The sequence below is a fragment of the Streptomyces sp. NPDC012794 genome (assembly GCF_042901085.1).
Lineage (GTDB): Bacteria > Actinomycetota > Actinomycetes > Streptomycetales > Streptomycetaceae > Streptomyces.
This window is the reverse complement of sequence record NZ_JBIBCI010000002.1, coordinates 145,341-170,241: the sequence shown is the minus strand read 5'-3', so window position 1 is coordinate 170,241 and position 24,901 is coordinate 145,341. Positions and strand designations below refer to the sequence as shown.

The window sequence follows — 24,901 nt, the reverse complement described above, 5'->3', positions numbered from 1 at the left end:
CGCGGGGTGCAGAGGGCGAAACCGGCGGACCTGACGGATGTTTCACGTGAAACAGGCCCGGGTGCTGCGGCTCCGGCAGGTGTTTCACGTGAAACAGGCCCGGATCGTGCGGCTCCGGCAAATGTTTCACGTGGAACAGGCACCCGGAACGCACGCCCGAGGCCCCTGATGGTTCAGGCGTGGTTGGTGTACGAGCCACGGACCACCGTACGCTCGCAGGCATGACTCTGCGCCTGAGCACTGTGATCCTGCCGGTACGTCCGTGGCACGAGGGAGGCCGTGACCAGTGGGAGCGGGCCGAGCGCCTCGGGTTCCACACCGCCTACACCTATGACCACCTCAGCTGGCGGACCTTCCGCGACGGCCCCTGGTACGGCGCAGTGCCCACCCTGACCGCTGCCGCCTCCGTCACCGAGCGGATCCGCCTCGGAACCCTGGTAACGTCGCCGAACTTCCGCCACCCTGTCACTCTGGCCAAGGACCTGATGTCGCTGGACGACATTTCGGGCGGGCGCATCACCCTCGGCATCGGCGCGGGCGGCAACGGCTTCGACGCGACGGCGCTGGGACAGGAGGAATGGAGCCCGCGCGAGCGGGCGGACCGCTTCGCGGAGTTCGTACCGCTGCTCGACCGGCTGCTCACCGAGCAGGCGCTCACCCATCACGGCACCTTCTACTCCGCCCACGAGGCACGCAACATTCCCGGGTGCGTCCAGCGCCCGCGCCTGCCGTTCGCCGTCGCGGCCACCGGCCCGCGCGGGGTGAAGCTGGCGGCGAGCCACGGCCAGGCCTGGGTGACCGCCGGTGACCCGAAGGTCTTCGAGGGCACGCCCGACCAGTCGCTGGAGGCCCTGCGCGTCCAGCACGGGCGTCTTGAGAAGGCCCTGGCGGGGATCGGACGGGACTCGGACTCCATCGAGAAGGTGCTGCTGACCGGCTTCACCCCGGAGCGCAGCACCATGCTGGAGTCGGTGGACGCGTTCGTCGACTTCGCGGGCCGACACCGCGAGCTGGGTTTCACCGAGCTGGTCATCCACGCGCCGATCCCGGACTCCGACTTCGCCGCCGACGAGGCCGTCTTCGAGCGGATCGCCACCGAGGGGCTCGCCCAGCTGGACGGCTGAGGCACCCCACCGGCCCGGCCGGGCCCCGTCGCGTGACGGGCTCCGGCCGGGCCGGTCAGGGGATCAGGCCGTCAGCTGCGTGATGATCCGCCGGGCCTGAGGGGCCACCCATTCCGGAGCCATGCCCTCGGGAAGGGTCTCGACCTCCTCCAGCAGGGCCGAGATGAGGGCGGCGCCCACGGCGGGACGGCCCAGCTCGTGATGGGTCCAGGCGGCGTTGTTCAGGCACTGGAAGCGGTCCTGGAGGTTATCCAGCCCGAGCTTCGCGTACAGCTCGGCCGCGCGCTCCCACAGCCGGATCTCCTCCAGCCGCAGGGCCTCGACGGCGGCCGGGCTCAGGGCGTTCCCCGCCGGGGGCTCCCCCGCCCCCTCCGGCTGAAGGGCGCTCACCAGCCGGTCCAGCACCTGCGCCAGCTGGTGCCAGGTCTGCGCGAGTTCGGAGAGCAGTTCCGAATCCCCGGAGCCGTCGGCCGCCAGGGCCTTCTCCAGGACTTCGGCGGCCTCGTCCATCAGGGCCCGGGCGGCTGCCGCGGTCTCCTCGGTGACCTCCTCGCGCATCCCCAGCCAGGCCAGCGAGCGCAGGATCCGGACCTCGGAGACCACCGCGTCGCCGGTCAGCCGGCGCAGTTCCAGGGCGCGCCGGTACGCGGCGACGGCCTCCTCGTCCAGGCCGGTGTCGGAGAGACAGTCGGCGGCCGCCTGCGCGAACCGCGCCTGAGGCCGCGGGTCCTCCCAGTCCTTCACCAGTTCGGCGGCCTGCAGGAACTGCTCCGCGGCGGCCCGGGGCTCGCGCAGATCGCGCAGCAGGTTCCCCAGGAAGTCCCTCGCGGAGACGGCCTGTCCCTCGCCGTGCTCCAGCAGGTCGGGCAGCGCCGACTGGAGCACCTCCGCCGCGTCGGCGGTCCGGCCGTCCCGGGCGTAGGCCTGGGCCAGCATCCGCCGCGCCTGGGCCCCGCCGTCGGCGGCCAGACCGGCCTGGTCGAACCAGTGCGCCGCCGCGAGGGCATGCTCGGCGGCCTCCGCCACCGTGTCCCGCCCGCGCAGCAGGACGTCCGCGAGGGTGAGGTGTACGAGGCCCTGCTGCTCGGGGTCGGTCTCCTCGGCGGAGTGCTCCAGGCCGGACCGCGCGGCCGCCTCGGCCTCCTCGGGCCGTCCCAGCGAGAGCAGCACACCGGCCCGCAGTACGAGGGGATCCACCGCCTGCCACGGCCGGCCCGCTCCGACCGCCCGGTCCGCGGCGGAGGCCAGCAGCTCCAGGGCCCGGTCGTTGTCGCCCTGGGAGAGGGACAGACGGCCCAGCATCTCCTCGGCCTCGGCCGCCAGGTCCGGGAGGGCCTGCCCGTAGGAGGAGACGAAGGAGGCGAGTTCGGCCGTCGGCAGCTCGTGGCCGTGGCCGTGGTCGTGACCTTCCCCGTGGCCGTGACCGTCCGTGTGTCCGTCCCCGTGGCCGTCCCCGTGGCCGTGGCCGTGGCCGTGGTCGTGCCCGTGGTCGTGACCGTCCACGTGCTCCTCGGCGTGCTCCCGGGCGGCCTCGGCCGAGCGCAGGTACGGCTCCAGCCGCAGTGCGGACAGTTCCGCGACCGCGATCCTGCGGGCCCGCAGCGGTTCCGCCGCGTCCAGTGCCTCGGCGGCGCGCAGTCCCGCCGCCAGCTGCGCGCGGACCTCCTCCGGCGCGGCCCCGGCCTGCGCGGCCGCGCTCGCCAGCCGCAGCTCGGCCAGGGCGGCGCGTTCGGCCTGCCCCAGCGCGCGGTACCCGTCTCGGACGGCCGTCAGCAGTTCCGCCGCGTCGGGTGCTCCGGCCCGAGCGGCCGTCAGGGCCCGGTGGTCGGCCACCTCGGCGCGCAGCAGCGGGTCCACTTCCGCTTCCGGCAGCGCGGAGATCCGTACGGCCACCTCGGCCCACAGCCCGTCCGCGTCCGGGTGGCCCGCGTCGCGGGCGTCGCGGGCCCGCTCGACGAGCCCGGCGAACTCGGCGGCGCTCACGGGCACGGCCGCGGCGGCCGGTGCCGCCGTCGCCGCCGTCGGCTGCGGCAGCGCGGCACTGCGCACGCCCAAGGGCAGTACGTCGGCCAGCGGTGCCTGCGAGAGCCGTTCCAGGAGCCGTTCGGAGACCCGGGTGGTGCCGTTGCGCACGTCGAACCGCCCGGCGATGCCGAGGGCCTCCTCGCGGAGGATGCCGTGCAGCTCCCCGACGGTGCGCGCGGAGCCCCCGTACGGCACCGCCGGGTCGGCTGCGTGGCCGAGGTCGACGAGCCGCCGCAGCAGGACGACGACTCCCGCGTAGAAGTCCATCTGCGTCCTGACGTCCACGAGCGGCCGCAGGTGCGCGCCGTGCTCGGCGAGGATCTCCACGCCGCGTGCCTCGTTGCCGGTGAGGGCGCAGAACTCGATGTGCTGGCCGATCGCGCGCAGCAGGCTCTCCTTGCCCCGGGCCATCCGATAGCCGCGCAGGTGGTGCGAGCGGGCCTCGTCGGTGCGGCCGAGGCGCAGCAGGGGGAGCAGGGACCGGGCGAGGACCCGGTGCGGTTCCTCCATGCAGGTCTGCTCGCCGTTCAGTACGGGGCCCCAGACTTCGATCGCCCTGGCGTGCTCGCCCTTGGTCGCCCAGAACACGCCCTGGGAGTTCGTCTCACAGGCGTGGCAGTCGCTCATCTCGTCGCGGTCGGCCGCCCGCCACTGGGCCATGGCCCGCTCCGCGCGCTCGTCGTCGCCGATGGCGTCCGCGAGGAAGTACTCGGACTGGCGTACCGCCCGCTCGCTGTAGCCGGCGATCCGGTAGCGCTTCTCCATGTCGTCGAGGTAGCCGGTGACGGAGGAGACCGGTACGTCGGGGGAGCTGATGATCTGGCCCGAGACCCACTTGAAGCGCCAGAAGAGGGAGTGGGCGTCGTCCGGGGTGAACGCCGACGGGTCGCGGTCGTACTCCTGGAGCAGGCGGGCGAAGGGGACCACCATCCGGCTCCGCTCGGCGCTGTACTCGTAGGAGTCGATCTGGTTGATCAGCGCGATCCGGAACACCTCGGTGTCACCGCACACCTCGGCGGCGGCGGTCAGTGCCTCTGCCTGGGCGTTGCGCGCGGCGCCGTGGGGCAGGCCGCGGTTCTCGCGCAGGGCGCGCCGGATCTCCTCAGGGGTCAGGGTGCTCACTTCTCGTCCTCCTGGGACTTGCCGGTCGGGGTGTCGGCGGAGTGGGTCGCCCATTCCAGGAGCCCGATGAAGGCCCGGTTGAGCAGGGCCGAATCGGCCGCGCGCAGCGGCCGCTGGGACATCAGCAGCGCCTGGCCGTACAGCGATTCGACGGCGGTGCCGGCGAGCGTGGGGTCGGTAAGCCCCGCGATGCGCCGGACCAGGGGATTGTTGTGGTTCAGCACGAGGCGGGCGCGCGGGCCGGAGCCGCGCAGCGAGCCGAGGATTCCGCTCCACAGGGAGTCGGCGGACTCGAGGGCGGTGGTCCGGTCCCGCTCCTGACGAGCCTGGCGGTCGTCGAGGTAGAGGGCGGGTACGGCCACGGGCTGGAAGGCGCGCAGCACCACGTCGCAGCTCTGGGGTTCCAGGCGGGTGCGGGCGGTGGAGAGGAAGGAGGCGAGGGACAGTTCGGCGGCGGTGGGGACCGGGTCGAGGCGGTCGGTGACGGCCCCCGCGTCCAGCTCGGTGACCTTCAGGTCGGGGCGTACAGAGGGCAGCAGCGCGAGCAGGTCGGCGTCGTAGGTGTAGCCGGCGTTGACGACGCCGAGGCCGTGCGCCGCCGCGATCGGGGCGATCTGGCGGAACTCCTCGACGGTCCGCGTGAAGTGGATCTCGGCGTGGGCCGCCGTGAACTCCTCCAGGTTCATCGGTCCGTCGCTGGTCTCGAACGGCAGCCACGGCAGCATCAGCCCGAGCAGTTCGGCGTCGTGCCGGGCGAGGGACTTCACGCCGAGGTGGTGGACGCTCAGGAAGGCGGCCAGACGCTCCGGTTCGGTCGCGGCGAGCTCGGCCAGCCAGGAGCGGATGCGGGCGCCGAGCGCTTCGCGTACGGCGGCGAGGGTCTCGTCGTCGTAGAGGTTCTCGCGGGAGGCCGTGGGCCGCAGGGTGTCGGTGTCGAGGACCGCGCGGACGAAGAAGGCCCAGTCGGGCAGCAGGTTGTCGGCCTGGTCGGTGAGCAGCATGCCCTTGAGGTGGACGCGGTGGCCGGCCCGGTGGGCGGGGCTGGTCGGTTCGGGCAGTACGTACGCGACTCCGCGCACTCCGGCCACCGGCAGGTCGAGGTCGATGCTGTCGAGCGGGGTGAAACCGAAGAGCTGCGCGCAGTGCCCGGCGAGTGCGACGCGCCGGGCGGTCGGGGTGGGGTGGGCGCGGTCCCAAACGGCGGGCCGGTCGGTGATGGGCCGGGGGGCGCTGCCGGTGCCGTCGTCGAAGGTGATGGGGTGGGGGAGCAGGGAGCCGTAGTCGCGGGCGAGCCGTTCGACCCGGGCCGGTTCGGTCCACTCCTCGGAACCCGGGCGGGCTTCCAGGTGGACGGTGGTGCCGGGCTCGGGGCGGGCGTCGTGGGGCAGTTCGCGCACGGTGTAGGAGCCGTCGTCCGTGGCCAGCCACTCGACGGGCGCCGCCTGGGGGTCGCGGGCGGACCGGGTGACGACCCGGATCTGCCGGGCGACGACGAAGCAGGCGAGCAGGCCGATGCCGAACTGGCCCAGGAATTGCCGGCGGGTGGTCTCCAGGCCCTGCAGTTCGGCGGCGGAGGCACCGTTGCCGCCGCGCTTGGAGCTGCGGCCGATGGTGGCGAGGAGGGAGTGGGCCTCGGCGGCGGTCAGGCCGATGCCGGAGTCCTCGATGGTGATGCGGCCGGCGGTGGCGGACAGGTGGATGCGGACCTCCGCGCCCGGTTCGAGGGCGTGACGGGCGGTCACGGCGTCGACGGCGTTCTGGAGGAGTTCGCGCACGTAGACGCGGGGGCTGGAATAGAGGTGGTGGGAGAGCAGGTCGACCAGGCCGCGCAGGTCGACCTGGAAGTTGTTGACGGCGCCCTCGGCTGGTGAAGCGGCGGGGAATTCGGACGGGGAAGGAGACACGGATGTCATCGGGCATCAGCTCGCTTGCTCGCGTGGTGGTCGGCGATCGCGAGGTACCCCCCTCACTGATGCCGGAACGAGGAACAGAGTAGGTGGACGATCCGACAATCACTCGGTGAATTCCGCTCCGACCGGGCGGCCCCCGGCGGCCCCGGCCCGTCAGGGGAAGCGGAGGAATTCCGGCGGGACGGCCTCCGCCAGCCACACCCCGTTGGTGCTGATCCGGAACACGTGCCCGGCCGCTCGCATCGCCCCGGCGTCCACGGCAAGGACCACCGGCCGGCCCCTGCGCGCACCGACCCGGGTCGCCGTCTCGCGGTCGGGCGAGAGGTGTACGTGGTGGCGGGCCATGGGGCGCAGGCCCTCGGCGCGGATCGAGTCCAGGGAGGCGGCGACGGTGCCGTGGTAGAGGTACGCGGGCGGTTCGGCCTCCGGCAGGCCCAGGTCCACCGCGACGGTGTGACCCTGGTTGGCCCGGATGCGGGTGCCGTTGACGGCGAACCGCTGCTTGTCGTTGGTGGCGACGACATGGTCGAGCTCGGCCTTGGTGAAGGGGAATCCGTGTTCCGCGGCGGCCCGCAGGAGGTCGTCGATCTCCACCCAGCCCTGGGGGTCGAGCACCAGTCCGATCCGTTCCGGCTGGTGGCGCAGGTGTTTCGAGACGTATCTGGACACCTTCACGGTGCGTCGGTCATCCATGTGCCCAGCTTGACGGCTCGAAGGGGTTCCGAGCAGCGATTTTCCACGCGCGCGCGGGCCGGGCGCCCCTCTATCGCGTTTCCAAGATACGGAATACATTTTCCGCATCACGACGTATCCAGAGGGAGAAACTATGACCAATAAGGCCTCACTGCTTCGGCGTGTGGCTGCCGAGCTCATCGGCACCGCAGGCCTGCTCGTGGTGGTGATCGGCTCGGGCATCCAGGCCGCGAACCTCAGCCGCGACACCGGTGTCGCCCTCGTCGCCAACTCGCTCGCCTCCGCGATCGGCCTCGGCCTGATCATCACCCTGTTCGGCCCCCTCTCCGGCGCCCATCTGAACCCGGTCGTCACCCTCACCGCCTGGTGGGCGCGGCGCACCGGGGGCGAGGGGCTCGACGCGCGGGAGGCCTTCGCGTACACCGCCGCCCAGACCGCCGGCGCCATCGCGGGTGCCGTGCTGGCGGAGACGATGTTCGGCCGCACCCCCGGGACCTTCTCCACCCAGGTCCGCGACGGGGGTCATCTGCTGATCGGCGAGATCATCGCGACCGCCGGACTGGTCCTGGTCATCCAGGGCCTCGGGCGCATCGGCCGGCCGAGGCTGATCCCGGCCGCGGTCGCCGGGTACATCGCCGCCGCGATCTGGTTCACCTCGTCGGGGTCCTTCGCCAATCCCGCCGGCACCATCGGGCGCGCCTTCAGCGACTCCTTCACCGGCATCGCCCCGCAGTCCCTGCCTGGGTTCGTAGTGGCGCAGCTGCTCGGCGGCGTTCTCGGACTTGCCCTGGCCGTACTCCTCTACGGGCGCGAGCGCCACGACGGCGGCACCGGAGCGCCGCGCTCCGGGCAGCCCGAGACGGAGGTCGTGGTGGCCGATATGCCCCGTACGGGCGGGGCCTTCGAGGTCATCGTCTAGCCGATCGCCTGCGTTGCCCACAGGTGCAAGGGGGTTGTCCACAGCCGTTTCAGCGGGTTTCGGTGACATCTGAGCGATTCGCCCCCGGGGCCCCCTGTGGACTACCGATCGAGCGTTACCGGCCGCCCCGGCTTGCCAGATCGTTCATCGTCCGGGCTTGCAGCTCCCGCTCCGTCGCGGCCCGGACGAACTCCGACACGTTGTCCGGACCCACCAGTTCCTGCACCGCCCGTACCGTCGCGGCGGGCAGGGCCACCGGGGCGGGGCCGGTCGGCTGCACCGCACCGGGCGCCCCCAGATGGCGCTGGAGGTGCCGGGTCGCGAAGAGCCGCATCGCCCGCGCCAGCTCGGCGTCGACCGTCTGCTGGGCCAGGGGCCGCAGCCGGCGCACCATCGTCGCTGCCTCCGCCGCGTCCGCGTCCGTCGGCGGCACCTGCCCGAGGTAGCGGGCGAACACGTGCTCGGTGGTGAACTCCAGGAAGCGCGAGGCGATGTACTCGACCTGCCCGCGCAGCTCCCGCAGGTGCCCGGTGATGGCCCCGAGGGGCACCCCCGCCGCGTACAGCTCGGCCGCCACCGCCAGTTCCTGCGGCGAGGGCACGAGGAACTCGTCCGGACGCCCCGGGATCCGCTCCAGGACCCCCAGCTCGCAGGCCTCGTCCACCGCTTCGTCGTCGGGCAGGCCGCCGAACCGCGCGTTGAGGTCCTCCCGGCTGATCCGGTCGGCCTCCTCGTCGGTCCAGGGCCCGTGCACCTCCGCGACCAGGCCCAGCACGCCGCCCAGCCCGCGCCCCGCGTCCCAGGCCTCCAGCAGCTCCTTGATGGAGGCCAGGGTGTAGCCGCGGTCCAGCAGGTCCGCGATCTGGCGCAGCCGCGCCAGGTGCGTGTCCCGGTAGACGTTGGACCGTCCCCGGCGCTCCGGCTTCGGCAGCAGGCCGCGGTCCTGGTACGCGCGGATCGTGCGCACCGTTGCCCCGCTGTGATGGGCCAGATCCTCGATCCGGTACTCGGCTACCGCCTGATCGGACAATCCCGGCTCCCTACGACATGGCGGCTCGGCCGACCGCGCCCGCCGCGGTCCGGGCGGCAGGAGACGCCGCCAGGTACTCGACCGCCTCGAGCAGCGAGCCCTCCTGCGTGGGATGGTACGACCGCCCGCGGGAGCCGGGTATGCCCGTGCCCGGCCCGCCGACGACCGGCCTCCCACCCGGCGCTCCGGCCTCGCGGACCCGCCCGCGGCGCGACGGCTTCACAGCCGGGGCTCCAGCCTCGCGAGCCGGCGCAGGGTATTGGGTGCGAAGCGGGACATCCACAGGGCGGCCTTGGACTCGGGGGTCACCGGTACCACGGCCCGGTTCTTCACCACGGCCAGCAGGATCGCGTCCGCGACCTTCTCCGGGGGGAAGTTGCGCAGTCCGTAGAGCCGCGAGGAGCGCTCCTGGCGGCGCTTCTCCTCCGCCGCGTCCACCCCGGCGAACCGGGCGGTGGCGGTGATGTTCGTATTGACGATGCCCGGACAGATCGCCGAGACCCCGATCGACTTGGATGCCAGCTCCGCGCGCAGGCACTCGCTCAGCATGAGGACCGCGGCCTTGGAGGTGCTGTACGCGGGCAGCGACTTCGACGGGAGATAGGCGGCGGCGGAGGCGGTGTTGACGATGTGGCCGCCCTGCCCACGCTCGGCCATCTGCCTCCCGAAGATCCGGCAGCCGTGGACGACCCCCCACAGGTTGACGTCGAGGACCTTCTTCCAGTCCTCGGAGCCGGTCTCCAGGAAGGAGCCCGACAGACCGATACCCGCGTTGTTGACCAGCACGTCGACGACCCCGTACTCGGCGGCGACCTTCGCCGCGAGCTTCTCCATCGCCTGCTCGTCACTGACGTCGACGCACTCGCCCCATGACTCGGGCGCGCCGACGAGCCGTGCCATCTCGGCCGTACGGGCCGCACCCTCCCCGTCCCGGTCGACGGCCACGACCCGGGCGCCGGCCTCGGCGAACGCGAACGCCGTGGCCCGCCCGATCCCGCTGGCGGCTCCGGTGACCAGCACCAGCTGCCCCCCGAACCGGTCCGCGTACCTGCCCGGCGCACGCAGTTCCGGCGCCCGTGCGGCGGGCTCCTCGCGGGCGGTGACGAAGTCGGTGATCCACGCCGCCACCTGGTCCGGCCGGGTCCTGGGGAGCCAGTGCTTCGCGGGCACGGTCCGCCGCACCAGATCCGGCGCCCAGTGCTCCAGGCCGTCGTAGAGCCGCTCGGAGAGGAAGGCGTCCCCGGTCGCGACGATCAGCTGCACCGGTACGTGCGCGTACGCGTCGGTGCGGGGACGGCTCATCCGGGCCCGTACGTTGTCGCGGTAGAGCCAGGCGCCGTGCGCGGCGTCGGAGGCGAGGGAGGCCGTCGGGTAGGGGCCGGCCGGGATGCCCTCGAACCGCTCCAGGACCTTCGGCCAGCGCTTGGCGAGCGGCCCGCGCCAGGCGAGCTCCGGCAGCACCGGCGTGTGCAGCACGCCGACGTACCAGGACTTGGCGCCCTGACCCAGCAGTTGGGCGGCACGCCGCGGGGTGGGACGCGTCATCCGCTGCTTGATCCAGTGCCCGAAGTGGTCGAGGGAGGGCCCCGACATGGAGGTGAAGGAGGCGATCCGGCCCTCGGTACGCGCGACCGTGGCGAACTCCCAGCCCTGGACGGAGCCCCAGTCGTGCCCGACCAGGTGCACCGGACGGTCCGGACTGACCGCGTCCGCCACGGCGAGGAAGTCGTCGGTCAGCTTCTCCAGGGTGAAGCCCCCGCGCAGCGGCACCGGAGCCGAGGAGCGCCCGTGGCCGCGTACGTCGTACAGCACCACGTGGAAGCGGGCCGCGAGCCGTTCGGCGACCTCCGACCAGACCTCCTTGCTGTCCGGGTAGCCGTGCACCAGCAGCACGGTAGGCCGGTCCGGCTCACCGAGCTCGACGACGCACAGCTCGATCCCGCCGGTGCTCACGCGGCGCTCGCGCGCGCCCTCCAGTGCCGTTCCGCTCATGCCGCCTTCTCCTCAGCCCAGCGCCGCACGTGCGGCAGGTCGTCGTCCAGCCAGAACGCGCTCTCCGCGGGATCCCTGGAGTCGGTGACGACCAGGATCTCCTCGAACTTCGCGCCCGTGCCCCGGAAGCCCAGGTGCGGCTCCACCGCCCACAGCCCGGGCTGCGGCGGATGGTCGGAGAAGTGGTACGGACTCCACAGCGGTGACCAGCCCTCCCGGTGCCCGTGCAGGGCGTCGGAGGCCAGCCCCTTGAGGGACTGGCTGCCGAAGCCGAACACGGTCGGGGACCAGCGCCGCTCCTTGACCCGGTCGATCTTGTGCGCGATGACGCCGAAGGGGTAGGCCCGGTGCCGGTTGGCGTACCCCTGCCGCGTCATCAGCCGCTCCACGTTCTCGTATATCTCCCGCAGCGGCCGGCGCTCGCGCACCTGCTCCAGGATCAGCTCCCGGTGCGGGCGCAGGTCGGACATCAGCCGGTCCTGCACCGGATTGAGGCCAAGGCTGCCGGAGTAGCCGATGTCGGCCGCGTAGCCCCGGTACACAGGCGCCATGTCGAGGATGAACGGCATCCCCGGCTCCAGCCGCCGCGAGGTCGGGAAGAACTGGAGCGGGATCTTGAAGTGCGTGAAGGCGGTCCGGTCCCCGAACCAGGCGAAGGGCAGGTGGAACCAGTCCCGCACCCCGCGCTCGCGCAGCCAGTCGCGCTGCATCCGCGCCGCCTCGCGCTCGGTCACCCCCGGGCGCAGCTGCGCCGCCACCGTCTCCGCGCACTCGTACGCGAGCCGCTGGACCTCTCTGAAGCCGCGCAGCCCGGCGGAGAGCTGCCCTGAATCGTGCGCGGTGCGCTGCTTGGTGTCCCCAGTCATGCCGCCGTCCGTCCCTGTAGCCCGACGCTCCCGAAACTTGACACTGATGAATGTGACAATGCCTGGAGACCACGTCAAGGCCCGTGCACGCACCTGTGGAAAACCCCGGTCGCATCAGCCTTCCGTCAGGGTTCGTAGTCCTCAAGGCTGATACGCGTTCCCGCTCCAGGTCTGACGATCCGCGGGCACCGCAGCACTAACGTCGAAGCCGTGACTGTCATCGCGACCGAAAGCCTGAGCAAGCGGTACCCCCGAGTGACCGCCCTCGACCGGCTCTCCCTGGACATCGGGCCCGGCGTGACCGGGCTCGTGGGCGCCAACGGAGCCGGCAAGTCCACGCTGATCAAGATCCTGCTGGGACTCTCTCCCGCCACCGAGGGCCGCGCCGCCGTGCTCGGACTGGACGTCGCCACGCACGGCAGCGCCATCCGCGAGCGGGTCGGCTACATGCCCGAGCACGACTGCCTGCCACCCGACGTCTCGGCCACCGAGTTCGTCGTCCACATGGCGCGCATGTCGGGGCTCCCGCCGACCGCCGCCCGTGAGCGGACCGCCGACACGCTGCGTCACGTCGGGCTGTACGAGGAGCGCTACCGCCCCATCGGCGGCTACTCCACCGGCATGAAGCAGCGGGTCAAGCTCGCGCAGGCGCTGGTCCACGACCCGCAGCTGGTCCTCCTCGACGAGCCGACCAACGGCCTCGATCCGGTCGGCCGCGACGAGATGCTCGGCCTGATCCGCCGCGTCCACACCGACTTCGGCATCTCGGTCCTGGTCACCTCCCACCTCCTCGGCGAGCTGGAGCGGACCTGCGACCACGTGGTCGTCGTCGACGGCGGGAAGCTGTTGCGCTCCAGCTCCACCAGCGACTTCACCCAGACCACGACCACCCTCGCGGTCGAGGTCACCGACTCCGACGCCCACCCGGACGGCACGGCCGCCCTCCGCAAGGCGCTCACCGCCGCGGGCGTCAGCCTCCACGCGGGCGAGGAGCAGGGCCTGCCCGGAGCCGGCCACATCCTCCTCGTCGAGGCCATGGGCGAGGACACGTACGACACCGTCCGCGACACCGTCGCCGACCTCGGCCTCGGCCTGGTCCGCATGGAACAGCGCCGCCACCACATCGCCGAGGTCTTCCGCGACAGCGACCGGACCTCGTCCCCCGCCCACCCGAAGGGAGCCGGCTCCGATGGCGCCTGAGACCTCGACCCAGATCCACAACATCGGCTACCGGTCCTACGACGGACCCCGGCTCGGCCGCGGCTACGCCCGTACCTCGCTGTTCTCGCAGTCCCTGCGCGGTGCCTACGGCCTCGGCCGCTCCGCGAAGTCCAAGGTGCTGCCGATGATCCTCTTCGCGGTGATGTGCGTACCCGCGCTCATCATCGTCGCGGTGGCCATCGCGGTCCCCGGATCCAGCGACCTGCCGATCAAGTACACGACGTACGCCCTGACCACACAGGTGGTCATCGGCCTCTACCTCGCCTCGCAGGCCCCCCAGTCGGTCTCGCGGGACCTGCGCTTCAAGACGGTGCCGCTGTACTTCTCGCGGCCCATCGAGCGGGTCGACTACGTGGTGGCCAAGTACGCCGCCATGGCATCGGCCCTCTTCATCCTCACCGCCACCCCGCTGCTGATCATGTGGATCGGCTCGCTGCTGGCGAAGTTCGACTTCGGTCACCAGACAAAGGGATTCGGGCAGGGACTGGTGTCGGTACTGCTGCTGTCGCTGCTCTTCGCCGGCCTCGGCCTGGTCATGGCCGCACTCACCCCGCGCCGCGGCTTCGGCGTGGCCGCCGTCATCGCCCTGCTGCTCATTCCGTACGGGGCCGTCTCCACCATCCAGGCCGTCGCCTACTCCACGGGGAACAACGGCGCCATCGAGTGGATGGGCCTGTTCTCCCCGGTCTCCCTGATCGACGGAGTGCAGACCGCGTTCCTCGGCGCCACCTCCGCCTTCCCGGGCGGCGAAGGGCCCTCCGCGGCCACCGGCGTCGTGTACCTGCTCGTCGTATTCGGCCTCATCATCGGTTCCTACGCAGCCCTGATGGCCCGCTACCGGAAGGCCGGGCTGTGACCTCCCACCCGTCGCCCACCACCACCCCCCTAAGGAATGGGCCGCGCCCATGACCATCATCGACATCGACCACACGTCCCGCTGGTTCGGGAACGTCGTCGCGGTCAACGACGTGACCATGCGCATCGGTCCCGGCGTCACCGGACTCCTCGGCCCCAACGGAGCGGGCAAGTCCACCCTCATCAACATGATGGGCGGCTTCCTCGCCCCCTCCACGGGCACCGTCACCCTCGACGGAGCTCCGATCTGGCGCAATGAGCAGGTGTACAAGCAGATCGGCGTCGTACCCGAGCGGGAGGCGATGTACGACTTCCTCACCGGCCGGGAGTTCGTCGTCGCCAACGCCGAACTGCACGGGCTTGACGACGCGGCGGCCGCCCGGGCCCTCGCCACCGTGGAGATGGAGTACGCCCAGGACCGCAAGATCTCCACGTACTCCAAGGGCATGCGCCAGCGCGTGAAGATGGCCTCAGCCCTCGTCCACGACCCGTCCGTGCTCCTCCTCGACGAGCCCTTCAACGGCATGGACCCGCGCCAGCGCATGCAGCTCATGGACCTGCTGCGTCGGATGGGCGACGAGGGCCGCACCGTCCTGTTCTCCTCCCACATCCTGGAGGAGGTCGAGCAGCTCGCCTCCCACATCGAGGTGGTCGTCGCCGGCCGGCACGCCGCTTCCGGCGACTTCCGCAAGATCCGCCGCCTGATGACGGACCGCCCGCACCGCTACCTCGTCCGCTCCTCCGACGACCGGGCCCTCGCCGCGGCCCTGATCGCCGACCCGTCCACTGCCGGCATCGAGGTCGACCTCCAGGAAGGCGCCCTGCGCATCCAGGCCGTCGACTTCGGGCGCTTCACCGAGCTGCTGCCGCGGGTCGCCCGCGCGCACGGCATCCGGCTGATGACGGTCTCGCCCTCCGACGAGTCCCTCGAGTCGGTCTTCTCCTACCTCGTCGCGGCCTGAAGGAGCTGGCACCCATGTACAACCCCACCGTCGCCCGGCTCACCTACCGCGCCCTGCTCGGCCGCCGCCGTGCGCTGATCCTCTTCGCGCTCCCCGCGCTGCTGATCGTCATCTCGCTCGCCGTCCGCTTCTTCACCGGGGTGGACGACAAGGTGGCGGCCGACCTCCTCGGCGGCTTCGCCCTCGCCACGATGGTCCCGCTGATCGGCGTCATCGCCGGCACCGGCGCCATCGGCCCCGAGATCGACGACGGCTCGATCGTGTACCTGCTCTCCAAGCCGGTGAAGCGTCCGACGATCATCATGACCAAGCTGATCGTCGCGATCGCGGTCACGATGGCCTTCTCCGCGATCCCCACCCTGATCGCGGGCCTCATCCTCAACGGCAACGGCCAGCAGATCGCCATCGCCTACACCGTCGCGGCCCTCGTCGCCTCGATCGCCTACAGCGCCCTGTTCCTGCTGCTCGGCACCGTCAGCCGGCACGCGGTCGTCTTCGGCCTCGTCTACGCGCTGATCTGGGAGTCCCTCTTCGGAAGCCTGGTCTCCGGAGCCAAGACGCTCAGCGTCCAGCAGTGGGCCCTGGCCCTGGCCGAGAAGGTCGCCGGACAGGGGTACGTCGACGCCGGCGTCGGCCTCCCCACCGCGGTGCTCCTGCTCCTGGCGGTCACCGTCGGAGCCACCCTGTACGCGGGCCAGAAGCTGCGCCGCCTCACCATCGCCGGCGAGGAGTAGGAGCGCCGCCGACCCCGTCGAAAACCGTGCCCCGCCCGGCCCACCGGCCAGGCGGGGCACAGCTTCGCCAGGCATCATCGGGTGCATGATCGAGCGCCCCGAGCCTGAGGCGTCCAGGCCCGTGTGGTCCTGGATACGGTCCTCGCCCGGCGGGACCACTACGGGCGCCGGTGACGGCCGTTGTTTCACGTGAAACACAAGCCTGACCCCCGTCTCCCCGCACGACGTTTCACGTGAAACACGCGCCTCACCGGCATGCCGACGACGCCTCCGGATCTGCGGCGGACGGGCGAAATTCGCTGGTACGGGCCGTCCGGCGGGGGCACAGTGAGTGGTGCGGGGAGTAACAAAAGGTCCGGGACGGCCACTTCGAGCGCGCCTCGCGGCGCGGGCCGTCCCGGACCTCTCGTACATCCGGTCCCGGGATGCTGCGTTCCCGGGAGCTGTGTCCCCGTTCCTACGCGGCGCCCAGCAGGCGCTCCAGGACCACGGCGATGCCGTCCTCCTGGTTGGAGGTCGTCACCTCGTCCGCCACCGCCTTCAGCTCCGCGTGGGCGTTGGCCATGGCGACACCGTGCGCGGCCCAGCCGAACATGGGGATGTCGTTGGGCATGTCGCCGAAGGCGATGGTCTCGGAGGCCTTGACCTTGAGGCGCCGCGCGGCGAGCGACAGGCCGGTGGCCTTGCTCAGGCCCAGCGGAAGGATCTCCACTATCCCCGGGCCCGCCATGACGATGTCCACGAGGTTGCCGACGAGCTCCCGGGCCACCCTGACGAGCTCGTCCTCGCCCATCCCGGGGTGCTGGATGTACAGCTTGTTCAGCGGGGCGGTCCAGACCTCGGCCGTGTCCTCCAGGTAGAGCGCCGGCAGGCCTCCCTGCACCTGGTAGCCGGGGCCGAAGAGGACCTCGCCCTCCACCCCGTCGCGGCTGGCGGCCAGGGCCAGCGGCCCCACCTCGGCCTCGAGCTTCGACAGGGCCAGGCCGGCCAGCTGCCGGTCCAGGGTCACCGAGGTGAGCAGCCGGTGCGCCCCCGCGTCGTAGACCTGGGCGCCCTGCCCGCACACGGCGATCCCGCGGTACCCGAGGTCGTCCAGCACGTGCCGGGTCCAGGGCACGGCACGGCCGGTGACGACGATGTGCGCCGCGCCCGCCGCGGTGACCGCGGCGAGCGCTTCACGGGTGCGCTCCGAGACGGTGTCGTCGTTGCGCAGCAGCGTCCCGTCGAGGTCGGTCGCGACGAGCTTGTACGGGAACGGAGCGGGGCTCACTTGGTGATCGGCTCCAGGACCTCGCGGCCACCCAGGTAGGGGCGGAGCACCGGGGGGACCCGCACGGAGCCGTCGGCCTGCTGGTGGTTCTCGAGGATGGCGACGATGGTGCGCGGGACGGCGCACAGGGTGCCGTTCAGTGTGGACAGTGGAGCGGTCTTCTTGCCGTCGCGGTAGCGGATCGCCAGGCGGCGGGCCTGGAAGCCGTCACAGTTCGAGGCGGAGGTCAGCTCGCGGTACTTGCCCTGGGTCGGGATCCAGGCCTCGCAGTCGAACTTGCGGGAGGCGGAGGCGCCCAGGTCGCCGGTGGCGACGTCGATGACCTGGAACGGCAGCTCCAGGCTGGTCAGCCACTGCTTCTCCCACTCCAGGAGCCGCTTGTGTTCGGCCTCGGCGTCCTCCGGTGCGACGTACGAGAACATCTCGACCTTGTCGAACTGGTGGACGCGGAAGATGCCGCGGGTGTCCTTGCCGTACGTACCCGCCTCGCGGCGGAAGCACGGGGAGAAGCCGGCGTACCGCAGGGGCAGCTTGTCGGCGTCGATGATCTCGTCCATGTGGTACGCGGCGAGCGGTACCTCGGAGGTGCCGACCAGGTAGTAGTCGTCCTTCTCCAGGTGGTAGACGTTCTCGGCGGCCTGGCCGAGGAAGCCGGTGCCCTCCATGGCGCGCGGGCGGACCAGCGCCGGGGTCAGCATCGGGATGAAGCCGGCCTCGGTGGCCTGCGCGATCGCCGCGTTGACCAGGGCGAGCTCGAGCAGGGCGCCGACGCCGGTGAGGTAGTAGAAGCGCGAGCCCGACACTTTGGCGCCGCGCTCCACGTCGATGGCGCCCAGGGACTCGCCGAGCTCCAGGTGGTCCTTGGGCTCGAAGCCCTCGGTGCCGAAGTCGCGGATGGTGCCGTGCGTCTCGAGGACGGTGAAGTCCTCCTCGCCGCCGACGGGGACGTCCTCGTGGACGATGTTGCCGAGCTTGAGCAGGAGCTGCTTGGCAGCCTCGTCCGCTTCGTTCTGCTCGGCCTCGGCGGCCTTGACGTCCTGCTTCAGCTGCTCGGCCTTGGTCAGCAGCTCGGCCCGCTCCTCCGGAGAGGCCTTGGGGATGAGCTTGCCGAGCGACTTCTGCTCGTTGCGCAGTTCGTCGAAGCGCATGCCGGAGGACCTGCGGCGCTCATCGGCGGAGAGCAGTGCGTCGACGAGCTCGACGTCCTCTCCACGGGCGCGCTGCGAGGCGCGGACACGGTCGGGGTCTTCACGGAGCAGCCGGAGGTCAATCACCCCTCCAGGCTACCGGGCTGGGCTTCCCGGGCTCACACCGATATCACGCTGCGTGTCGCTATGTCCCGATTGAGGCGAATGGAAATGGCACGAGCGGTGCTCGTCCTGCGCTCGCGCGGCGGCTGGATCCAGCCCTTGTGGGTCCATCGATAAAAACGGTCCTTTCTCCGAAATGGGGCACAACGGCAACCGTCGCGAGGTGCCTGAGCAGGGCGGGAGGGTGGGTGGAGGAGCACCCTTGTCCACAGGAATTCCCCCGGAGCCGCTCTTGTCCACAGGCTGTGTGCCGGATCTGTGGACATCGAATTAGATCAATAGGGGCCCGGGACCGGTCTCGGCCGATCAGGGTTCAAACCACCCTCACACACTCATTCGGGTGGGAATGGCTCGCCCCAAAGAGTTGATCGGTGATAGGGGGGTGACGCCGTTCACCTGCCGCTCCCCAGCGCGAAACCTGCGCCGCCCGGCCGATATGTCGACCTTGTCGCGCCGCTCTGTCGACTTGTCCCCAGGCCGCCGTCTCGACCTGTGGATAACTCTGTGGACAGTGGACGGAGGACTACGCCCGGCCGTCGAGGCAGCGAGTCAGCCAGTCGGAGGCCTCGGTGAAGTCGCCGTCGGACGTTCCCGGCCGAGCGGCCCGCACTTCGCTCAGCGCGACACCGGCACGCGGATAGGAACCGAGGAAGCGGACCTGGGGACAGGTGCGCTTCAGCCCCATCAGCGCCTCGCTGACCCGGCGGTCGGAGATGTGGCCCTCGGCGTCGACGGCGAAGCAGTAGTTGCCGATGCCCTCGCCGGTCGGACGGGACTGGATCAGCATGAGGTTGACCCCGCGGACGGCGAACTCCTGGAGCAGTTCCAGCAGGGCACCGGGGTGGTCATCGCCGAGCCACAGCACGACGGAGGTCTTGTCGGCGCCGGTGGGAGCGGCCGGCCGGGCGGGCCGCCCGACGAGCACGAAGCGGGTCTCGGCGTTCTGCGCGTCGTGGATCTCGGTGACCAGCGCCTCCAGCCCGTAGGTGGCCGCGGCGAACTCGCCCGCGAAGGCCGCGTCGAACCGGCCCTCCTGCACCAGTCGGGCACCGTCGGCATTGGAGGCCGCCGACTCCCACACGGCGTCGGGCAGGTGCGTCCGCAGCCAGTTGCGCACCTGCGGCTGGGCGACGGGATGCCCCGTGACGGTCTTGATGTCCGACAGCTTCGTCCCGGGTCGCGCCAGCAGCGCGAACGCGATCGGCAGCAGCACCTCGCGGTAGATCATCAGCGGCTCGCCGGAGGCCAGCTCGTCCAGCGTGGCGGTGACCCCGCCCTCCACCGAGTTCTCGATCGGCACCAGCGCCGCCGCGGCCTCGCCGTTGCGTACGGCGTCCAGGGCGGCCGGCACCGACACCATCGGGACGAGCTCCCGGGTGGCGGCTTCCGGCAGCGTGCGCAGGGCGGCTTCGGTGAAAGTGCCCTCGGGACCGAGATAGGTGAAGCGGGTGGCCGACATGCGGTCAGCCTAATGCCGTGCCACCCGTCGGTGCGGCGCTGTTCACCCTTCGAGCAGGCGCTGCCCGACGTACTCCCCGTCGCGCGGCCCGGGCGGTACGGCGTACAGCCCGCTGGACTCGTGCCGGATGAATTCCGACAGGGCGTCACCGCGGTCGAGCTTGCGCTGGACCGGGACGAATCCGCGCAGGGGGTCTGCCTGCCAGCAGATGAAGAGCAGGCCGGCGTCGGGCGCGCCGTCGGGGCCGATTCCGTCGTGGTAGGAGAAGGGCCGCCGGAGCATCGCCGCCCCGCCGTTCTGCGCGGGCGCGGAGATCCGGGCGTGGGCGTTGGACGGGATGACCGGCTTGCCGTCCGGACCGAGCTTGTCCAGGGCCATCGCCGTCTTCTCGTCGCCGCCGGTCAGCGGCGCTCCGGTGGACTTGGTCCGGCCGATGACCTGCTCCTGCCGGTCGAGGGACTGCTTGTCCCAGTCGTCGAGCAGCATCCGGATCCGGCGGACGACGGCGTACGAGCCCCCGGCCATCCATGAGTGCTCGGCGGGTCCGGGACCGGCGTCCGGTACGAAGATCCGCTTGTCGAAGTCGGGGTCCTTGGGCCGGGGGTTCCCGGTGCCGTCGACCTGGCCCATGAGGTTCCGGGCGGTCATGGGCGAGGCGGTGGCACCGGGGGACCGGTTGAAGCCGTTCATCTGCCAGCGCACGCGGGCGGCTTCCCCGGCGTCCTTCTGTACGGCGCGCAGGGCGTGGAAGGCGACCAGTGCGTCGTCGGCGCCGATCTGGACCCACAGGTCGCCGTTGCTGCGCTGCGGGTCGAGCCGGTCAGAGGAGAAGTCGGGCAGCGGATCGAGGGCCACCGGGCGCCGGGTGGTGAGGCCGGTGCGGTCGAAGAAGGAGTGGCCGAAGCCGAAGGTGAGTGTGAGGGAGGACGGCCCCGCGTCCAGCGCGATCCCGCTGTCGGCGGTCGGCGCGGGCTCGCCCGCCATGAGCCGCCGGGCGGTGTCGGACCAGCGGCGCAGCAGTGCGGCGGCCTCCTTGCGGCCGGCGCCCGGTGCCAGGTCGAAGGCGAGGACGTGGCCCTTGGCCTGGAGCGGATCCGTGATTCCGGCCTGGTGGTCCCCATGAAAGGCGACCTGGGTGGCGCCGAGGGACGCGAGGGAACCGGCGGCTCCGGGGGAGCCGGCCGGTGAGTCGGAGACCGCTGACCGTACGAGCGCGCCGCCCGTGGCGCCGAGCGCGAGCCCGGCGGCGCCGGTGGCGCCGACCGTGCCCAGCAGTCGGCGCCGGGAGATCTCGATGTCGGGGGTGCTGGTGGAGCTGTCGGTCACGCTGTTCAGCCGATCTTCACGTTCTTCTGGACGGTCGTCTGGTCGATGTCGGAGGTGCGGACGGTCACGTCGATGCGCCATTCGCCCGCGAGCGGCAGCTGGACCCCGGACGCGGTCCAGTGTCCGGCAGCGGCCCGGTCCGGGGTGAGGGGAAGCGGACCGATCTCCTTGGCCGGGAGGGTGAAGGCGATCTTGACCTCCGGGAGGTCCATGGGCTTGCCGTCGGGGCCGTCGGCGAACAGGTGGAGCGTGTTGGCGCCGACCCGTCCGGGGTCGAGCTCCAGCCGGACGGTGCCCTTGCCGTTCTGGCCGCCGGTCTCGAAGGGCAGGGTGATCTTGACCGGGCGGTTGGGTACGGCGGTGGTGGCGGCTCCGCCCCGGCCGGCCTCCTGCTCCACCGCCCGTCCGGGTTCGGTGCTGGTCAGGACGGTGGTGACGGCCAGCAGCACGACGGCGACACCGGCCTCTGCGAGTACGGAGCGGCGCAGGCCGGCACGGCCCGGATCGGCATCGCGGACGCGGGTCTCGCGGGCCTTCTCCCGGGCGGCGCGCTGTCGGGCGAGCTGGGCGGCCCGCTTGGGGTCGGAGTCGGCGGCGTGGGAGCCGGCCCCCTCGGCCCCTTCAACAGCTTCGGCCTCTCCCGCTGCTCCGGCTTCGGCGGAATTGTTTGCACTGGTACCGGTCGCCGTTTCACGTGAAACATCGGCTCCCGCGAGCAGCTTCGCCGGCTCTTCGGCCCGGACCTCCCCCAGCCGAGCCGTCCACTTCCGCGAGAGATAGGCAACGCCGATGAGGACGGCGACGAGCGCGACCTTGATCAGCAGCAGCCTGCCGTAGCTGGTACCGGTGAGGGCGGACCAGCTGCCGACCTGGCGCCAGGACTGGTAGACGCCGGTGACGGCGAGGACCAGGACGCTGACGAAGGCGACCCGGGAGAACCGCTGGACGGCGTCCCGCTCGATGTCCGGCACCTTGTGCAGGGCGATCAGCAGGGCGGTGAGGCCGCCGAGCCACGTGGCCATCGCCAGCAGGTGCAGGATGTCGGCCGGCATCGCGATCGCGGGCTGGATGCCGGTGGAGGCGTGCTCGGAGAGGGCCCAGGTGGCGGCGATGCCGCCGGCCACGACCGTCCCGCCGATGCCGAGCCCGAAGGCGAGGTCGCTCGTCTCCTTCTCGTCCTCGGCCCGGCCCTCGAAACCGTCGGCCCCCGTCAGGTCGGGAGAGACCTTCTGACGGCGGGCGTAGGCACCGAAGAGCACGGCGACGAAGAGCGCGGCCGCCCCGAGCAGCAGCAGCCGGGAGAGGAAGGAGGCGCCGGTCTTCGTGTCCAGGACGGCCTTGAGTCCGTCGAGGTCGAAGGCGTCGGCGAACTTCCCCGACCCGGTGTACGGGGTACGCAGCACCAGCATCGCCAGGGTGGCCGCGGTGAGGGTGACCCAGCCGCGCACCACCAGCTTCTGCAGCGGGCGCTCCGCGGAGCCCCGGCGCCAGCACAGCAGGATGAACGCGGCACCGCCGACGAGGACGGTGAACCCGGCGTAGGCGGCGTAGCGGGCGATGCCGTAGGCGATGCCGACGGGGCCGCCGCCCACCTTCTGGGTGGGAAGGGCGACGCTGGTCGCCGACGGGGCTCCGATGGAGAAGGTGAAGGCGCCGGAGATCGGGTGGCTGTCCGCGGAGACGGCCTGCCAGGCGACGGTGTACGTGCCGTTGGGCAGGCCCGAGTGCAGGGCAGTGCCGTAACGGATGACGGACCCGCTGCACATGTCCCTCAGCTCGCCGGTGTCGACGCGCTTGCCCTGGGGGTCCATGACGCGGATCGAGTCGTCACCCATGGCGACCTGCTCCGAGAAGGAGAGGGTGATCTGGGCGGGCGCCGTGGCGACCACCGCCCCGTCCTGGGGGTCGCTCGCCGTGAGTGCCGCATGCGCCGCGGCCGGGCCTGCCGTGGTGAACAGGGTGGCCAGCAGGGCTGCGAGAACCAGCGCGAGGCGCGGCAGGAGTGCCGTGGCCCGGGCGCGGGCCGGGTAAGGAGCGGGGGCGGTGGCCGTCATGGCGTGTCAGTTCCTCAGTCCGTCAGTGGGCATTGGAGTTCGGCGCGTTGTACGTCCGTTCCTTGACGTCCAGCTCGACCTTGACCGGGTCGGCCTTCTCGAAGCGCAGCTCGATGGTGATCTTTTCGCCGACCTTCGGCTGACTCTTGAGCCCCATGAACATGATGTGGTTGCCGCCGCGCTGGAGCCGCAGCTCGCCGCTCGCGGGCACCTCCATCGACTGGACCTGCTGCATCTTCTGGTCCTTGGTCTCGTGGATCTGGAGATCGTCCGAGAGTGGGCTGGTGACGGAGACCAGCTTGTCGGCGGTCTTCGAGTCGTTCTTGATGACCATGAAAGCGCCGGCCATCTTGTCGTTGACCGGTTCGGGCATGAAGGCCCCGCTGACCGTCATGGCGGGCTTGCCGGCTTCCGTCCCGGCGGGGGCCTTCGTGTCGGCGGAGGCCTTGGTGCCGGCCGAGGCGGCGGAGCCGGAATCCGGGTCGGAGGAGGAACAGCCCGATATGGCGAGCGCTGCCGTCAGGGAGAGGGCGGCGGCGATGGTGCGGATGGTGCGGGCGTTCACGGGTTCTCTCCCTTGATGATCTTCGGCAGGTCCTTGGTGTAGTCGTCGACGGTCGTGCCCTCGCCGTAGAGGACGTAGCCCTCGTCGGTCTTGGGCGAGAACGCGATGACCTGGGCCCCGTGCATGGAGACGACGGTGCCGTCGGCCTCCTTCTTGGGGGCCTCGATACCGATGCCGAGAGATCGGGCGGCGGCCTGGATGGTGGCGAAGTCCCCGGTCAGTCCGGTGAAGGACGGGTCCTGGGCCCTGAGCCACGCGCCGAGGGAGTCAGGGGTGTCCCGCTCCGGGTCAGTGGTGACGAAGACGACCTGGAGCTTGTCCTGGTCCGCCTTGGGGAGTGCCTTCTTGGCGACCGCGACGTTGCTCATCGTCAGCGGGCACACGTCGGGGCAGTTGGTGTAGCCGAAGTAGATGAGCGTCGGCCGGCCCTTGGTCTGCTCGCGCAGGTTCCACGGCTTGCCGGTGGTGTCCGTGAGGACCAGGTCCGGCTTGTCGAAGGGGCGGTCGAGGACGGTCGCGGCCCCGGCCTTGGCCTGGCCGGAGATCTGGGTGACCGAACCGGTCTTCTGAGCGGTCTCACTGCCACAGGCGGTGAGGGCGAGCGCGGTCGCCACCGCGAGGGCGGCGACCGTCACACGTGTGGTGCGCATGAGGAAATGTCCCTGGGATCGGGGATGACGGATGTCGTGCTACGGCGTGGAGCGGCGGGCCGTCGCCTCAGGAGGCGCGGCGGCGCGAGGCGATGCCGAAGGCGACGCCGGCGAGACCGACGACGATGCCCACGATGCCGAGGGTGCGGGCAGTCGTGTCGGAGGCGCTCTTCGCGGCCTCGTCGTGCCCGTCCTTCTCGTCCTTCGCGGCCTTGGCGTCGCCGTTCTTCGCCCCGTCGGCAGCCGGCTTGGCGGCGCTGTCGTTGTGGCCGTCCCCGCCCTTGGCGGCGGTCAGCTTCAGTACGGGCGCGGGGGTCTGCGGCTCCGGGGCGCCTTCCTTGGGCTCCTCGATCCAGCGGACGACCTCGTTGTTGTCGTACGTCTGGATCGCCTTGAAGACCATCTTGTCGGCGTTCTCGGGAAGCTTGCCGACGGAGACCGGAAACTGCTGGAACTTGCCGGGCTCGATCTTCCCGCCGGTCCAGGTCACCTTGGTGACGACCTCGTTGATCTGCTTGCCGTGCACGGTCAGCGGCTTGTCGAGCTTCGTCTTCTCGACGGTGGACGTCCAGCCCGGCAGTTCCTGCGGCATGACGGACGTGAGCGGCTGGTCGGCCGGGAAGTTGACCTCGAGCTGGGTGGTCGAGGCGTTGTCCCGCTCGTTGGGGACCTTGAAGCTGAGCGTCGCGTAGCCGCCCTTGGCGGCCTCGCCGGGCTGCACGCTGACGTGCGCGAAGGCGGTACCGGACAGGGCGAGGACGGCGCCGGCGGTGAGGGCGGCGGCGAAGGAGACGCGAGAGGTCTTCATGGCGTG

The 24,901-nt window shown here is 71.4% G+C and carries 20 protein-coding genes; 6 read left to right on the top strand and 14 right to left on the bottom strand.

What is annotated here, in order from left to right; translation table 11 throughout:
• Positions 1-221 precede the first annotated feature (221 nt).
• Positions 222-1,124: an LLM class flavin-dependent oxidoreductase gene (locus tag ACFY7H_RS03925; RefSeq protein WP_388932673.1), complete on the top strand. Its 903-nt coding sequence runs from the start codon at positions 222-224 to the stop codon at positions 1,122-1,124.
• Positions 1,125-1,187: 63 nt separating this feature from the next.
• On the opposite strand, the gene ACFY7H_RS03920 is transcribed toward ACFY7H_RS03925, so the two are convergent.
• The 3 genes from ACFY7H_RS03920 to ACFY7H_RS03910 all read right to left on the bottom strand — a co-directional run bounded on the left by ACFY7H_RS03920 (position 1,188) and on the right by ACFY7H_RS03910 (position 6,874).
• Entirely contained in the window at positions 1,188-4,271 is a 3,084-nt protein-coding gene (locus ACFY7H_RS03920) for a tetratricopeptide repeat protein (RefSeq protein WP_388932669.1), read from the bottom strand.
• On the bottom strand, positions 4,268-6,184 hold the full coding sequence (locus tag ACFY7H_RS03915) for an HSP90 family protein (protein ID WP_388932666.1): 1,917 nt from the start codon (positions 6,182-6,184) through the stop codon (positions 4,268-4,270). Before ACFY7H_RS03915 ends, ACFY7H_RS03920 begins: the two co-directional genes overlap by 4 nt.
• A gap of 150 nt (positions 6,185-6,334) precedes the next feature.
• The gene (locus tag ACFY7H_RS03910; RefSeq protein ID WP_388932664.1) at positions 6,335-6,874 is read right to left on the bottom strand and encodes an RNA 2'-phosphotransferase; all 540 of its coding nucleotides are present in this window, start codon (positions 6,872-6,874) and stop codon (positions 6,335-6,337) included.
• Between the two features lie 133 nt (positions 6,875-7,007).
• Here ACFY7H_RS03910 and ACFY7H_RS03905 point away from each other — a divergent pair, with 133 nt between their 5' ends.
• Complete coding sequence (locus ACFY7H_RS03905) at positions 7,008-7,793, top strand: aquaporin (protein ID WP_388932661.1); 786 nt, start codon at positions 7,008-7,010, stop codon at positions 7,791-7,793.
• A gap of 115 nt (positions 7,794-7,908) precedes the next feature.
• On the opposite strand, the gene ACFY7H_RS03900 is transcribed toward ACFY7H_RS03905, so the two are convergent.
• The 3 genes from ACFY7H_RS03900 to ACFY7H_RS03890 form a co-directional block, all read right to left on the bottom strand.
• Positions 7,909-8,823, bottom strand: a complete 915-nt coding sequence (locus tag ACFY7H_RS03900; RefSeq protein ID WP_388932659.1) for a MerR family transcriptional regulator — start codon at positions 8,821-8,823, stop codon at positions 7,909-7,911.
• A gap of 219 nt (positions 8,824-9,042) precedes the next feature.
• On the bottom strand, positions 9,043-10,815 hold the full coding sequence (locus ACFY7H_RS03895; protein ID WP_388932655.1) for an SDR family oxidoreductase: 1,773 nt from the start codon (positions 10,813-10,815) through the stop codon (positions 9,043-9,045).
• The gene (locus ACFY7H_RS03890) at positions 10,812-11,681 is read right to left on the bottom strand and encodes a M24 family metallopeptidase (protein ID WP_388932652.1); all 870 of its coding nucleotides are present in this window, start codon (positions 11,679-11,681) and stop codon (positions 10,812-10,814) included. Before ACFY7H_RS03890 ends, ACFY7H_RS03895 begins: the two co-directional genes overlap by 4 nt.
• 210 nt (positions 11,682-11,891) lie before the next feature.
• Between ACFY7H_RS03890 and ACFY7H_RS03885 the strand changes: the two genes are divergently transcribed.
• From ACFY7H_RS03885 to ACFY7H_RS03870, 4 genes are read left to right on the top strand one after another with little or no spacing between them, the layout of a single operon-like run.
• Positions 11,892-12,881, top strand: a complete 990-nt coding sequence (locus ACFY7H_RS03885) for an ABC transporter ATP-binding protein (RefSeq protein WP_388932649.1) — start codon at positions 11,892-11,894, stop codon at positions 12,879-12,881.
• Positions 12,871-13,758, top strand: a complete 888-nt coding sequence (locus ACFY7H_RS03880) for an ABC transporter permease (protein ID WP_388932645.1) — start codon at positions 12,871-12,873, stop codon at positions 13,756-13,758. The genes ACFY7H_RS03885 and ACFY7H_RS03880 overlap by 11 nt, the downstream gene beginning before the upstream one ends.
• A gap of 49 nt (positions 13,759-13,807) precedes the next feature.
• A complete protein-coding gene (locus ACFY7H_RS03875; RefSeq protein ID WP_388932640.1) occupies positions 13,808-14,719 on the top strand; it encodes an ABC transporter ATP-binding protein in 912 nt (303 codons plus the stop codon).
• Positions 14,720-14,733: 14 nt separating this feature from the next.
• Positions 14,734-15,453 (top strand): ABC transporter permease, encoded by a 720-nt coding sequence (locus tag ACFY7H_RS03870; protein WP_388932638.1) that lies wholly within the window; start codon positions 14,734-14,736, stop codon positions 15,451-15,453.
• A gap of 457 nt (positions 15,454-15,910) precedes the next feature.
• Here the strand turns inward: ACFY7H_RS03870 and ACFY7H_RS03865 are convergent, their stop codons facing one another.
• The 8 genes from ACFY7H_RS03865 to ACFY7H_RS03830 all read right to left on the bottom strand — a co-directional run bounded on the left by ACFY7H_RS03865 (position 15,911) and on the right by ACFY7H_RS03830 (position 24,895).
• A complete protein-coding gene (locus ACFY7H_RS03865; protein WP_388932636.1) occupies positions 15,911-16,723 on the bottom strand; it encodes an HAD family hydrolase in 813 nt (270 codons plus the stop codon).
• Complete coding sequence (gene serS / locus ACFY7H_RS03860; RefSeq protein WP_388932633.1) at positions 16,720-17,997, bottom strand: serine--tRNA ligase; 1,278 nt, start codon at positions 17,995-17,997, stop codon at positions 16,720-16,722. The genes ACFY7H_RS03865 and serS overlap by 4 nt, the downstream gene beginning before the upstream one ends.
• A gap of 559 nt (positions 17,998-18,556) precedes the next feature.
• A complete protein-coding gene (pheA, locus tag ACFY7H_RS03855) occupies positions 18,557-19,492 on the bottom strand; it encodes a prephenate dehydratase (RefSeq protein WP_388932630.1) in 936 nt (311 codons plus the stop codon).
• 42 nt (positions 19,493-19,534) lie between these two features.
• Positions 19,535-20,818, bottom strand: a complete 1,284-nt coding sequence (gene efeB, locus ACFY7H_RS03850; RefSeq protein WP_388932627.1) for an iron uptake transporter deferrochelatase/peroxidase subunit — start codon at positions 20,816-20,818, stop codon at positions 19,535-19,537.
• A gap of 5 nt (positions 20,819-20,823) precedes the next feature.
• Positions 20,824-22,872, bottom strand: coding sequence for a copper resistance CopC/CopD family protein (locus tag ACFY7H_RS03845; RefSeq protein WP_388932624.1), 2,049 nt, complete (start codon positions 22,870-22,872; stop codon positions 20,824-20,826).
• 22 nt (positions 22,873-22,894) lie between these two features.
• Positions 22,895-23,437, bottom strand: coding sequence for a copper chaperone PCu(A)C (locus ACFY7H_RS03840; protein ID WP_388932622.1), 543 nt, complete (start codon positions 23,435-23,437; stop codon positions 22,895-22,897).
• Entirely contained in the window at positions 23,434-24,087 is a 654-nt protein-coding gene (locus ACFY7H_RS03835; RefSeq protein WP_388932620.1) for an SCO family protein, read from the bottom strand. Before ACFY7H_RS03835 ends, ACFY7H_RS03840 begins: the two co-directional genes overlap by 4 nt.
• A 67-nt stretch (positions 24,088-24,154) precedes the next feature.
• Entirely contained in the window at positions 24,155-24,895 is a 741-nt protein-coding gene (locus ACFY7H_RS03830) for a YcnI family protein (RefSeq protein ID WP_388932618.1), read from the bottom strand.
• Positions 24,896-24,901 lie beyond the last annotated feature (6 nt).